At 52.9% G+C, this 13,276-nt stretch carries 9 protein-coding genes, 1 tRNA gene and 3 rRNA genes; 8 read left to right on the top strand and 5 right to left on the bottom strand.

The genetic code is table 11. The features are described 5' to 3' along the window. Positions 1-135: 135 nt before the first annotated feature. A complete protein-coding gene (locus APT89_RS07890; RefSeq protein WP_060572027.1) occupies positions 136-2,217 on the top strand; it encodes a putative bifunctional diguanylate cyclase/phosphodiesterase in 2,082 nt (693 codons plus the stop codon). Here APT89_RS07890 and envR read toward each other — a convergent pair. Further along, entirely contained in the window at positions 2,133-2,849 is a 717-nt protein-coding gene (gene envR / locus APT89_RS07885; protein WP_060572026.1) for an acrEF/envCD operon transcriptional regulator, read from the bottom strand. The two genes, APT89_RS07890 and envR, sit on opposite strands and share 85 nt — an antisense overlap. A 384-nt stretch (positions 2,850-3,233) precedes the next feature. On the opposite strand from envR, the gene APT89_RS07880 reads away from it, so the two are divergent. The 7 genes from APT89_RS07880 to APT89_RS07850 all read left to right on the top strand — a co-directional run bounded on the left by APT89_RS07880 (position 3,234) and on the right by APT89_RS07850 (position 12,623). Further along, a complete protein-coding gene (locus APT89_RS07880; protein WP_060572025.1) occupies positions 3,234-4,373 on the top strand; it encodes an efflux RND transporter periplasmic adaptor subunit in 1,140 nt (379 codons plus the stop codon). Positions 4,374-4,384: 11 nt separating this feature from the next. Continuing rightward, positions 4,385-7,498, top strand: a complete 3,114-nt coding sequence (locus tag APT89_RS07875) for an efflux RND transporter permease subunit (protein WP_049136867.1) — start codon at positions 4,385-4,387, stop codon at positions 7,496-7,498. A gap of 301 nt (positions 7,499-7,799) precedes the next feature. Then, the gene (locus APT89_RS07870) at positions 7,800-8,021 is read left to right on the top strand and encodes a lipoprotein (protein WP_008502867.1); all 222 of its coding nucleotides are present in this window, start codon (positions 7,800-7,802) and stop codon (positions 8,019-8,021) included. Between the two features lie 448 nt (positions 8,022-8,469). Further along, a complete protein-coding gene (locus APT89_RS07865) occupies positions 8,470-9,495 on the top strand; it encodes an amino acid ABC transporter substrate-binding protein (RefSeq protein ID WP_060572024.1) in 1,026 nt (341 codons plus the stop codon). 67 nt (positions 9,496-9,562) lie between these two features. After that, positions 9,563-10,744, top strand: coding sequence for an amino acid ABC transporter permease (locus APT89_RS07860; RefSeq protein ID WP_045630751.1), 1,182 nt, complete (start codon positions 9,563-9,565; stop codon positions 10,742-10,744). Positions 10,745-10,753: 9 nt separating this feature from the next. Beyond that, positions 10,754-11,857 (top strand): amino acid ABC transporter permease, encoded by a 1,104-nt coding sequence (locus APT89_RS07855; protein ID WP_060572023.1) that lies wholly within the window; start codon positions 10,754-10,756, stop codon positions 11,855-11,857. Positions 11,858-11,864: 7 nt separating this feature from the next. Continuing rightward, positions 11,865-12,623, top strand: a complete 759-nt coding sequence (locus APT89_RS07850) for an amino acid ABC transporter ATP-binding protein (RefSeq protein WP_041907797.1) — start codon at positions 11,865-11,867, stop codon at positions 12,621-12,623. A gap of 106 nt (positions 12,624-12,729) precedes the next feature. Here the strand turns inward: APT89_RS07850 and rrf (APT89_RS07845) are convergent. The 4 genes from rrf (APT89_RS07845) to APT89_RS07830 all read right to left on the bottom strand — a co-directional run. Beyond that, positions 12,730-12,845: ribosomal RNA gene (gene rrf / locus APT89_RS07845) — 5S ribosomal RNA — on the bottom strand. Between the two features lie 43 nt (positions 12,846-12,888). After that, positions 12,889-12,964 (bottom strand) — tRNA-Thr (locus tag APT89_RS07840). A 14-nt stretch (positions 12,965-12,978) separates the two neighbouring features. Beyond that, a 5S ribosomal RNA gene (gene rrf, locus APT89_RS07835) occupies positions 12,979-13,094 on the bottom strand. A 67-nt stretch (positions 13,095-13,161) separates the two neighbouring features. Further along, positions 13,162-13,276 (bottom strand): 23S ribosomal RNA (locus tag APT89_RS07830); the annotation flags it as partial.

Genomic DNA, 13,276 nt, shown 5'->3' with positions numbered 1-13,276 from the left:
CCTGCCGTCATCGGCCTCCCCGTATTGCCCACTAAAAACGGGGATTTAAATCCCTTTGAGCCGTTACCTGACGGTGATAATGTCTCGCCCTTCTCAACCTCTCCTGCGTAACGTCATACTCGAGTAGAACCGACCATGCTGGTTAGCCAATATAACCCTATCCTAGTAGCCCTCTCCTTTGCTGTTGCTATCCTTGCTGCTTACACCGCGCTGAATATGGCTGCACGCGTCGCCGGGAGTCAGGGTGTCGCAGCGCGCGTCTGGCTGGCGGGAGGCGGTGTTGCGATGGGCATTGGCGTATGGGCCATGCACTTTATCGGCATGCTGGCGATGGATCTCTCCATGAGCATGAGCTACAACGCGACCCTGACGATTTTATCTATGGTCATCGCCGTGGGGTCGTCACTGTTTGCGCTATGGCTCGTCAGCTGTGAACAACTGCGCATGCGCCGCCTGCTCCCCGGCGCTCTGGTGATGGGAATCGGCATTGTTGCCATGCATTACACCGGTATGGCGGCGCTGGAGGTGAGGCCGGGGATCGTTTGGGACACGCTGTGGGTGGCCATTTCGGTCGTGATTGCGCTTGTCGCTTCGCTTGCAGCATTGTGGCTGACCTTCCGCCTGCGCCACGAAGCCGCTCAGGTGGTGCTGATGCGCCTGGGTGCCGCCATCACGATGGGAATTGCTATCGCCGGTATGCACTACGCCAGGATGAAGGCCGCGCAGTTTCCAATGTCCACCATGGTTCACCATCAGGGTATTAACGGCAGCTGGCTGGCCGTGCTGGTCAGCGTCGTCGCGCTCTCTATTCTTGGGATCACCCTGCTGGTGTCGATGCTGGATGCCCGCCTGCAGGCACGAACCGCCCTTCTGGCCTCGTCGCTGGCAGAAGCGAACCGGGAACTTGCGCAGCTGGCGCTGCACGATACGCTGACGCGTCTGCCCAACCGTATCCTGCTGGAGGACCGGCTCGATCAGGCCATCAGCAAAGCTGACCGTGAAGGTACCCATTTCGCCCTGATGTTCATGGATCTCGACGGTTTTAAAGCCATCAATGACGCCTACGGCCATGATGTCGGTGACAGGCTGCTGGTCGCCGTTACGCAGCGTCTGCTGCATCTCCTGAAGGGCCAGTTTACCCTTGCACGCATTGGCGGCGATGAGTTTGTTCTGCTGGCTGAGGGAGAAGGTCCGGACGATGCGGCCTCGCTGGCAAATTCGCTGGTGCGGGCGATCGATAGCCCGTTCACTCTCGACCCCTACGAACTGGTGGTAACGCTTAGCATTGGTATCGCCCTGTACCCTCACGACGGCAAAACCGAACGTGAGCTGATGTTTAACGCCGACGCGGCGATGTATCACACCAAGCATATGGGCCGAAACGGCTATCACTTTTTCCAGCCCTCCATGAACACTCTGGCGCAGACCCATCTTCAGTTAATGAACGATCTGTGGATGGCCGTCGATCGTAATGAACTGCGCCTGCTTTATCAGCCAAAGTTTCACGCGCCCGCGGGCCCTCTCCTCGGGTTTGAAGCGCTGCTGCGCTGGCAGCATCCGAAGCAGGGTTTACTGACGCCGGATCTTTTCCTGCCGCTGGCGGAAAAAACCGGGCTTATCATCCCTATTGGTAACTGGGTGCTCAATGAAGCCTGTCGCCAGCTGAGAGAATGGCATCTGCAGGGGCATCGAAACTGGTCAATGGCAGTAAACCTGTCGACGCTGCAGTTCGAACAGCCCTCGCTGGTTAAAACAGTGCTCGACTGCCTGGAGCGTCATCACGTCCCGCCGGAAATGTTGATCCTGGAAGTCACGGAAACTACGGCGATGAGCAACCCCGATGAGAGCGTGCGGGTGCTGACAGAGCTGACGGATGCTGGGGTGAAAGCCTCGATTGATGATTTTGGGACCGGATATTCGAGCCTGCTGTATCTCAAGCGTTTACCGGCCTGTGAACTGAAGATAGACAGAGCGTTTGTGAAAGAGTTAAGCGGTGAAAGCGAGGATGCCACCATTGTCTCTGCGATTGTGGCCCTCGCGAAAACGCTCAACCTGAAAGTCGTGGCCGAAGGTGTGGAAACCGAAGCGCAGCAAGCCTTTTTGACGGAGCTGGGCTGTAATACCTTACAGGGTTATCTGTTAGGTAAACCCGCCAGCGCGCAGACCATCGAGGCGCTTTGTGCACGGGGTGAAATGTTGCCAGGCGCTGAGCCGTAATCATTATGAGGCGACACGCGCAAGAGAGGGAGTGTCGCCAGAATACTGTCGACCAGGGCTGGCGCCTGCTGATAAAGATTAAAACTGTCGGTATTCATTAACCAGTTTTTAATGATGCCGCTAAAAAAACCGTGGAATACTATCATGGTCAGCTCAACGTTCACCTGCGACGAAATGATGTTTCGAGAAATACATTTTTCCAGCGTAACGCGCAAAGAATCATAATTGAACCCAATACGTTTCCGAATTTCATCCTCTGAAATCATATCGCTAGTAAATTCACATTTATGATACAAAATTTGTAATAGCGCACATTGACGGGGTTCGCATGCGATATACTGAAGCGCAGTAATGAATTGCTCACGAAGTATTAACAACGGATCATCATTTTCGGAGAGAGAAAGCCTGTCGCGAATGATTTCACGTAGCGGTAATTGCTGTTCCCAAATGGCATTAAATATCTCTGCTTTACTGGTAAAGTGCCAGTAGATAGCACCACGCGTAACCTTTGCGGCATCGGCGATATCCGTCAGCGTCGTGCTGGCTACGCCTCGCGTCGCAAACTGCCCGATAGCCGCCTCAATCAACTGCTGTCGGGTTTGTTGAGCCTCTTCTTTCTTTTTACGCGCCATTGACAGCTACTCTTTACTCGCAGGGTATATACATAACATCAGGTTCGGATGGCTGGAAGTATTCACTAAAAGCCGTTTTAATTTTGCACAAAAAAAGTCAATTTACTTAATCTATAAACAATCTAAATACATGCCCGGAATTAAATTCACGAAATGAATAAATTTACCGGTTAAGCTCTATTAGCCTGATTTAGCGGGCAGAAGTATAGCCGTATTTTCTACGGGACTGATTCTGATTTTCCTCTCAGGCCTCGTCATTCGCACTTATAAATTAAAAAACATTAAATACCCTCATTATTATACGCAGCTACATTTTATTTTTTCCCTCTGCCCCACTACCGATCTACGGCAAACATCGGTTAATGGGTATTTAAAGGAACAGTCATGACGAATCATTTCAGATGTTTACCCTTAGCCGGTTTCATTGTCTGCGCTGTACTGCTCACTGGATGCGATGGCCAGGAAAAACAACAACAACATGCACAGGCGCCTCAGGTCAGCGTCCATATCGTGAAAAGTGCGCCGCTGGCCGTCACAACTGAACTCCCGGGCAGAACAGATGCGTTCCGCGTTGCGGAGGTTCGTCCACAGGTTAGCGGTATCATTCTCCGTCGCAACTTCACGGAAGGTAGCGATGTAAAAGCTGGGGAATCACTTTATCAAATTGATCCTGCGACCTATCAGGCGGCTTACGACAGCGCGAAAGGCGAGCTGGCAAAGGCGCAGGCGGCGGCCAATATTGCACACCTGACGGTGAAACGTTATCTCCCACTGGTGGGAACACAGTATGTCAGCAAACAAGAGTATGACCAGGCCGTGGCCACGGCCCAGCAGGCAGATGCCGGCGTTGTCGCCGCAAAAGCGGGCGTTGAAAGCGCACGTATCAACCTTGCGTATACCAAAGTAACGTCCCCTGTCGATGGCCGCATCGGCAAATCCAGCGTGACGGAAGGGGCGCTCGTGACGAACGGGCAGGCCGCAGCGCTGGCCACGGTCCAGCAGCTTGATCCGATTTATGTCGATGTGACCCAGTCGAGCAATGAATTTATGCGCCTGAAGCAGACGAGCCTGCAAAAAGGCGACACGGCCAGCAGCGTTGAGCTGCTGATGGAGAATGGTCAGCCCTATCCGCTGAAAGGCACCCTGCAGTTCTCCGACGTTACGGTGGATGAAAGCACCGGCTCAATCACGCTGCGCGCCATTTTCCCGAACCCTCAACACCTGCTGTTACCGGGGATGTTCGTTCGCGCCCGCATTGATGAAGGCACACAGCCAGATGCCATTCTGGTTCCGCAGCAGGGCGTGACCCGAACGCCGCGTGGCGACGCAACCGTGCTGGTGGTTAATGATAAAAACCAGGTTGAATCACGTACCGTCGTTGCGCCTCAGGCCATTGGCGACCGCTGGCTGGTGACGGAAGGGCTGAAAAACGGTGACCGCGTGATTGTCAGCGGATTACAAAAAGTCAGACCAGGGGCTACCGTCGTCGCCACGCCAGATACCACCACGACTCCCGCCAGTTAAGGAACGACGACATGGCTAATTTCTTTATTCAAAGGCCAGTTTTCGCCTGGGTACTTGCCATCATTTTGATGATTGCAGGCGGGCTGGCCATTCTCAAACTGCCCGTCGCCCAGTATCCGACGATTGCTCCGCCAGCCGTGGCGATTTCTGCGACCTACCCCGGCGCTGATGCCCAGACGGTGCAGGATACCGTGACCCAGGTTATCGAACAGAACATGAACGGTATCGACAACCTGATGTACATGTCTTCCACCAGCGATTCAGCAGGTAATGTCACCATCACACTGACCTTCGAGTCAGGAACGGATCCGGACATCGCCCAGGTGCAGGTGCAGAACAAACTGCAGCTCGCCATGCCGCTGCTGCCGCAAGAGGTACAGCAGCAGGGGATTGGCGTTGAGAAATCCAGCAGCAGCTTCCTGCTGGTCGCCGGTTTTGTTTCGGACAACAAAAACCTCACTCAGGATGATATCTCCGACTATGTCGCCTCGAACGTCAAAGATGCTATCAGCCGAACGACGGGTGTCGGCGACGTTCAGCTGTTTGGCGCCCAGTATGCGATGCGCATCTGGCTCGACAGCAACGCGATGAATAAATACCAGCTGACGCCGCTGGATATTATCAACCAGCTGAAAACGCAGAACGACCAGATAGCGGCAGGTCAGTTGGGCGGTACGCCATCGGTTCCTGGACAGCAGTTGAATGCCTCCATCATCGCGCAAACTCGCCTGAAATCACCGGAAGAGTTTGGCCGCGTGACGCTCAAGGTGAACCAGGACGGCTCGATGGTTCACCTGAAGGATGTCGCTCGCATTGAGCTCGGCGGCGAAAACTACAATATGGTGACCAAAATCAACGGGCAGGCCGCAACCGGCCTGGGGATTAAGCTGGCAACCGGGGCAAACGCGCTGGATACCGCGGCAGCCATCAAGAGCAAACTGGCGCAACTGCAACAGTTCTTCCCGCAGGGGTTGAAGGTCGTCTATCCCTATGACACCACGCCTTTTGTGAAAATTTCTATTCATGAAGTGGTGAAGACCCTGTTTGAAGCGATCGTTCTGGTCTTCCTGGTCATGTATCTGTTCCTGCAAAACCTGCGCGCGACGCTCATTCCGACTATCGCGGTGCCGGTGGTTCTGCTGGGTACCTTCGCGGTTCTTGCGGCGTTCGGTTTCTCCATCAACACCCTGACGATGTTCGGGATGGTACTGGCGATAGGGCTACTCGTTGATGACGCCATCGTGGTGGTCGAGAACGTTGAGCGCGTGATGGTAGAGGACAAGCTGCCGCCCAAAGAGGCCACGCAGAAGTCGATGGAGCAGATCCAGGGCGCGCTGGTGGGGATCGCGATGGTTCTCTCGGCGGTCTTTGTCCCGATGGCCTTTTTTGGTGGCTCGACGGGCGCCATCTATCGCCAGTTCTCGCTGACTATCGTTTCCGCCATGGCCCTCTCCGTGCTGGTTGCGCTGATCCTGACGCCCGCACTCTGCGCAACGCTGCTTAAGCCCGTTTCTGGCGATCATCATGAGAAGAAAGGGGGGTTCTTTGGCTGGTTCAATGCGCTCTTTGATAAGAGCGTGGAGCACTACAGCAACAGCGTAAGCGGTATTTTGCGTAAGACCGGCCGCTATCTGGTGGTGTACGTCCTTATTGTCGGTGGGATGGCGGTGCTGTTCCTGCGCTTACCTACTTCCTTCCTGCCTGAAGAGGATCAGGGGGTATTTATGACGATGGTTCAACTCCCGGCGGGTGCGACCCAGACGCGTACTCAGCAGGTTCTCGACCAGGTTCAGGACTACTATCTGACCCAAGAGAAAGCGAACGTTGAATCCGTCTTTACCGTTAACGGCTTTAGCTTTAGCGGTCAGGGCCAGAACTCCGGTATCGCCTTCGTCAGCCTGAAGCCCTGGGAAGAACGTTCTGGGGAGAAAAATAGCGTTGAGGCCATCGTGGGCCGAGCGACAAAAGCGTTCAGCCAGATTAAAGACGGCCTTGTATTTCCGTTTAACCTGCCTGCCATTATCGAACTGGGAACCGCAACGGGCTTCGACTTTGAACTTATCGATCAGGCAAACCTGGGGCATACCCAGCTGACGCAGGCGCGTAATCAGCTGCTCGGCATGGTGAAAGAGCACCCTGACCTGCTGGTTCGCGTGCGTCCTAACGGCCTGGAGGATACACCGCAGTTCAAACTGGATGTCGATCAGGAGAAAGCGCAGGCGCTGGGTATTAGCATTTCTGACGTCAACCAGACGATATCGACGGCGTTGGGTGGTACCTATGTGAATGACTTTATCGATCATGGCCGTGTGAAAAAAGTTTACGTCCAGGCGGATGCGAAATTCCGAATGTTGCCGGGGGACATCAACAATCTCTACGTGCGCAGCGCGAATGGGGAAATGGTGCCGTTCTCATCCTTTAGCAGCGCTCACTGGGTTTACGGTTCTCCTCGTCTGGAACGCTATAACGGCATGCCGTCCATGGAGATCCTCGGTGAGTCAGCCCCAGGGAAAAGTACCGGTGAGGCCATGGTGATGATGGAAAGCCTGGCGGCAAAACTGCCTTCCGGCATCGGCTATGACTGGACGGGAATGTCTTATCAGGAACGCCTTTCCGGTAACCAGGCGCCTGCACTGTACGCCATTTCACTGATCGTGGTGTTCCTGTGCCTGGCTGCACTGTATGAAAGCTGGTCCATACCCTTCTCTGTCATGCTGGTTGTGCCGTTAGGCGTCATCGGGGCTCTTTTCGCAGCGTCGCTGCGCGGGTTAAACAATGACGTCTATTTCCAGGTCGGCCTGCTGACAACGATTGGGTTATCGGCGAAAAACGCCATCCTGATCGTCGAATTTGCTAAGGATCTGATGGATAAAGAAGGTAAAGGTATCATTGAGGCCACGCTGGAAGCCTCAAGAATGCGCCTTCGCCCGATCCTGATGACCTCCCTGGCCTTCATTCTTGGCGTCATGCCGCTGGTAATTAGCACCGGAGCCGGGAGCGGAGCGCAAAACGCCGTCGGTACGGGTGTGATGGGAGGCATGCTTTCCGCAACGCTTCTGGCTATTTTCTTTGTGCCCGTTTTCTTTGTGGTTGTCCGGAGACGGTTTACCAACCATAAGGATTAACGTATCCCTGAAGGCACCGTTTGGTGCCTTTTTTATTTTAATATAAACAATGGATTAGTCATTATTGAATCGCATATAAAAAATTCATGAGTTTGCATTAAGTAAAAGCGCCCTGTTGCGACTCCATAATTTCTCCATGAATTTATCCAGAAAACGCTTTTTCTCCATGATTTTTACAAACTACATAATTTGAGATTATTCCACGTGTAACGGGAACTTACCCTGGTGGTAAAATAATCTCTAGTTCGTTAATAGCCCTCCTGGCTTTGCAGCGAATAAGAAATAATACTGAGGTAACATCATGAAAAGATTCATTTCCGTTGCACTTCTCGCTGCGCTGCTTGCTGGTTGCGCGCACGACTCTCCTTGTGTACCGGTTTACGATGATCAGGGCCGACTGGTTCATACCAATACCTGTATGAAAGGCACCACCCAGGACAACTGGGAAACAGCGGGTGCCATCGCCGGCGGCGCTGCCGCAGTAGCGGGTTTAACGTTAGGTATTGTTGCCCTGACGAAGTAACATCTGTTCAGAAAGCGCGGCTCCAGCCGCGCTTTTGCTTTTAATGAGTGCACCATTTTCTAATAAATAAAAAAGTTCCGCATTTATTCTTATATTTCATTTCAACCAACCGCTATCAACACCTTTTTCTTATCTCTGATGATTTTCATACATTAATACTATTGAATACTCTGCCAATATTCACCTGAGAAACTATCTCTTCTTTTTATCTCATCCCGGTTAAAACTTTTGCTCCAATTTGTGGCACAGGTTGTAATTTCGCACTGTTTCGGGGCGCTCATTTTATTTAAGCCTGTCTACACTCTGCATTAAGCGTTCAGTTTTCTCTTATCTCGCTGAACTCAAAACTGGCATTACGTTTGCTTTATAAACGTTGGCCAATGCCACAGACAGGTTAAGCGCTTAAAAACGCTTCTATAACAATAAATTTCGCCACACAGGATCCATTATGAAAAAGACGATGATAGCCAGCCTGACCGCTGCAGGCATGTTGTTTGCCATAGTCGGTCAAGCCCATGCGGGAACGACGCTGGATGCCGTTAAAAAGAAAGGTTTTGTTCAATGCGGTATCAGCGACGGTCTACCTGGCTTCTCTTATGCCGATGCGAACGGCAAATTTACCGGTATTGATGTGGATGTCTGCCGTGGCGTCGCAGCAGCGGTTTTTGGTGATGACAGCAAAGTAAAGTACACCCCGCTGACGGCGAAAGAGCGCTTTACGGCGCTGCAGTCCGGCGAAGTTGACATGCTCTCGCGTAATACCACCTGGACCTCCTCCCGCGATGCAGGTATGGGGATGTCATTTACGGGCGTGACCTATTATGACGGCATCGGCTTCCTGACCCACAATAAAGCGGGCCTGAAAAGCGCCAAAGAACTGGATGGCGCCACCGTGTGTATCCAGGCGGGTACCGATACCGAGCTGAACGTCGCGGATTATTTCAAAGCAAATAAGATGAAATACACCCCTGTGACTTTCGACCGCTCGGATGAATCAGCCAAAGCGCTGGAATCCGGTCGCTGCGACACCCTGGCCTCTGACCAGTCACAGCTGTATGCCTTACGCATTAAGCTGAGCAATCCGGCGGAATGGATTGTCCTGCCTGAAGTGATCTCCAAAGAACCTCTCGGACCGGTTGTGCGTCGTGGCGATGAAGACTGGTTCTCTATCGTTCGCTGGACGCTGTTTGCCATGCTGAATGCAGAAGAGATGGGCATCAACTCGAAAAACGTTGATGAGAAAGCGGCGAATCCTTCCACCCCGGATATGGCGCACCTGCTCGGTAAAGAAGGTGATTTCGGCAAGGATCTGAAGCTGGATAACAAGTGGGCTTACAACATCATCAAACAGGTGGGTAACTACGCAGAGATCTTCGAGCGTAACGTGGGATCGGAAAGCCCGCTGAAGATCAAACGCGGCCAGAACAATCTCTGGAATAACGGCGGTATTCAGTACGCGCCACCAGTACGTTAAGTCATAGCTGTAACGGGCACTGCTCGGGCAGTGCCCACTCCAGAGTCATGGTTACTGAGGTTTCTTTATGTCCCATCGCCGCTCAGCCGTAAAAGGATCGCTATCCTTTTCTCATCCCGCGGTCCGCGCCTGGCTATTCCAGATTATTGCTATTGTTGCGGTTGTTCTTATCGCCGTGTATCTCATCCATAACACCATCACTAACCTGAATAATCGCGGTATCACCTCCGGTTTTGCGTTTCTGGATCGCAGCGCGGGCTTTGGGATTGTTCAGCACCTTATCGACTATCAGGAGGGTGACACGTACGGACGCGTGTTTGTGGTCGGTTTACTGAATACGCTTTTGGTATCGGCACTTTGTATTGTCTTCGCGTCCATCCTGGGCTTCTTTATTGGGCTGGCGCGTCTTTCTGAAAACTGGCTGCTGCGAAAGCTTTCCACCATCTATATTGAGACGTTTCGCAACATCCCACCGCTGCTGCAGATCTTCTTCTGGTATTTCGCGGTGCTGCGTAATCTTCCCGGTCCCCGCCAGGCCGTCGATGCGTTTGAGCTGTTTTTCCTGAGTAATCGTGGGTTATACATTCCCTCTCCGCAGGTGGCCGAAGGGATTTACGCCTTTATCGTCGCCATTATTGTTGCGCTCGCGATTTCCGTCGGCCTGTTCCGCTATAACCGTAAGCATCAGATTAAAACCGGACAGCTTCGTAAAACATGGCCAGTTGCCGCTGCGCTGATTGTTGGCTTACCGTTAGTTGCTCACTGGCTTTTTGGTGCAGCCTTGCACTGGGATATTCCTCACCTACGCGGGTTCAACTTCCAGGGTGGTATGGTGTTAATTCCTGAACTGGCAGCACTCACGCTGGCGCTTTCAATTTATACCTCCGCGTTTATTGCGGAAATCATCCGCTCCGGGATCCAGGCCGTGCCTTACGGGCAGCACGAGGCGGCACGTTCACTCGGTTTGCCGAATACCGTGACGCTTCGCCAGGTCATTATTCCGCAGGCTTTACGGGTGATCATTCCGCCCCTGACCAGCCAGTATCTCAACATTGTCAAAAACTCATCGCTAGCAGCTGCCATTGGTTATCCGGATATGGTGTCTCTCTTCGCCGGAACCGTGCTTAACCAGACCGGACAGGCCATAGAAACCATTGCCATCACCATGTCCGTCTATCTATTCATCAGTCTGGCCATTTCGTTGCTGATGAACCTTTATAACCGTCGTATAGCACTGGTCGAGCGCTAAGGATCTATGATGACAAAAGCGATACTGTCGCACTCCTCGCGCCCTGCCAGCTCGACGGGTGGACGTTTTATTCTCTGGGCGCGTAAGAATCTCTTCTCCAGCTGGAGTAATAGCCTGCTGACGATTGTCTGCCTGTGGCTAATGTGGGAATTGATTCCTCCCCTGCTGAACTGGGCGGTTATACAGGCCAACTGGGTCGGTACAACTCGGGCAGATTGCACAAAAGCCGGCGCTTGCTGGGTGTTTATTCATGAGCGCTTCGGTCAGTTCATGTATGGATTGTATCCGCATGAACAGCGCTGGCGGATTAATCTGGCGCTGGTCATCGGCCTGCTCTCTGTTGCAGTCATGTTCTGGAAAAAGCTGCCTCATCGCGGGCGCTATATTGCTGGCTGGGCGGTGATTTATCCGATTATTGTCTGGGTGCTGCTGTATGGCGGTTTTCTGGGGCTGGAACGCGTTGAAACACGCCAGTGGGGTGGCCTGACGCTGACATTGATTATCGCTTCTGTAGGGATCGCCGGCGCGCTACCGTTGGGCATTTTACTCGCCCTGGGTCGCCGTTCAAAAATGCCGGTCGTACGCGTGCTCTCCGTTATCTTTATTGAGTTCTGGCGCGGCGTACCGCTTATCACCGTACTGTTTATGTCGTCGGTCATGCTGCCACTGTTTATGGCGGAAGGTACAACGATCGACAAGCTGATCCGTGCCCTGGTCGGGGTGATTCTCTTCCAGTCCGCCTATGTCGCTGAAGTTGTACGCGGTGGCCTGCAGGCATTGCCTAAAGGCCAGTACGAAGCGGCGGAATCGCTGGCGCTCGGTTACTGGAAAACGCAGGGGCTGGTGATCCTTCCGCAAGCGCTCAAGCTGGTTATCCCTGGTCTGGTCAATACGATCATTGCTCTCTTTAAAGATACCAGCCTGGTGATCATCATCGGATTGTTCGATCTCTTTAGCAGCGTGCAGCAGGCAACCGTTGACCCTGTCTGGCTGGGTATGTCCACCGAGGGATATGTCTTTGCCGCTCTGATCTACTGGATCTTTTGTTTTAGCATGTCGCGCTATAGCCAGCATCTGGAAAAGCGCTTTAACACCGGGCGTACACCGCACTGAGGAAATTATGAGCCAAATGACTATGACAACCGCCAACGCGATGATTACGCTGGAAAACGTCAATAAATGGTATGGACAGTTTCATGTCCTGAAGGACATCAATCTTAAGGTAAAGCAGGGCGAACGCATCGTCCTTTGCGGCCCTTCCGGTTCAGGTAAATCCACAACCATTCGCTGTATTAACCATCTTGAAGAGCATCAACAAGGGCGCATTGTGGTTGATGGTATTGAACTGAATGAAGATATCCGCAATATCGAACGCGTGCGGCAGGAAGTGGGAATGGTATTTCAGCACTTTAATCTGTTTCCACACCTGACCGTTCTGCAGAACTGTACGCTTGCGCCGATTTGGGTCCGAAAGATGCCGAAACAGGAGGCGGAGGCGCTGGCGATGCACTACCTTGAACGCGTACGCATCGCGGAGCATGCCAATAAGTTTCCTGGTCAGATCTCGGGCGGGCAACAGCAGCGCGTGGCTATCGCCCGTTCGCTGTGCATGAAACCCAAAATCATGCTGTTTGACGAACCGACATCTGCGCTGGATCCCGAAATGGTGAAAGAAGTACTGGATACCATGATTGGGCTGGCCCAATCCGGCATGACGATGCTGTGCGTCACGCATGAGATGGGATTCGCGAGAACCGTGGCCGACCGGGTGATCTTTATGGACCGCGGCGAGATTGTTGAGCAGGCACCGCCGGATGAGTTCTTTGCGCATCCGAAGTCAGAACGTACGCGAGCATTTTTATCGCAGGTAATTCATTAGTCGTTTGCTCTGCCGGGTGGCGGCTTCGCCTTACCCGGCCTACGGTTTGTGCAGCGCAGAAACGCAAAAAGGCCATCCTTTCGGATGGCCTTTTCACTTATTTGATGTCTGGCAGTTCCCTACTCTCACATGGGGAGACCCCACACTACCATCGGCGCTACGGCGTTTCACTTCTGAGTTCGGCATGGGGTCAGGTGGGACCACCGCGCTAAAGCCGCCAGACAAATTCTTTTACTTCTTGCCGAACTTTAACCTAAGTATAAAGTGGTGCTGATACCCAGAGTCGAACTGGGGACCTCACCCTTACCAAGGGTGCGCTCTACCAACTGAGCCATATCAGCACGCTAAATTTGATGCCTGGCAGTTCCCTACTCTCACATGGGGAGACCCCACACTACCATCGGCGCTACGGCGTTTCACTTCTGAGTTCGGCATGGGGTCAGGTGGGACCACCGCGCTAAAGCCGCCAGGCAAATTCTGTTTAATCTGTATCAGGCTGAAAATCTGTCTCTCACCGCCAAAACACCTTCGGCGTTGTAAGGTTAAGCCTCACGGTTCATTAGTACCGGTTAGCTCAACGCATCGCTGCGCTTACACACCCGGCCTATCAACGTCATCGTCTTCAACGTTCCTTCAGGAGACTTAAAGTCTCA

This window comes from Enterobacter sp. 50588862, from assembly GCF_001462935.1.
GTDB lineage: Bacteria > Pseudomonadota > Gammaproteobacteria > Enterobacterales > Enterobacteriaceae > Enterobacter > Enterobacter bugandensis.
The sequence above is the reverse complement of the archived record's forward strand: the minus strand, read 5'-3'. Positions and strand labels throughout refer to the sequence as shown.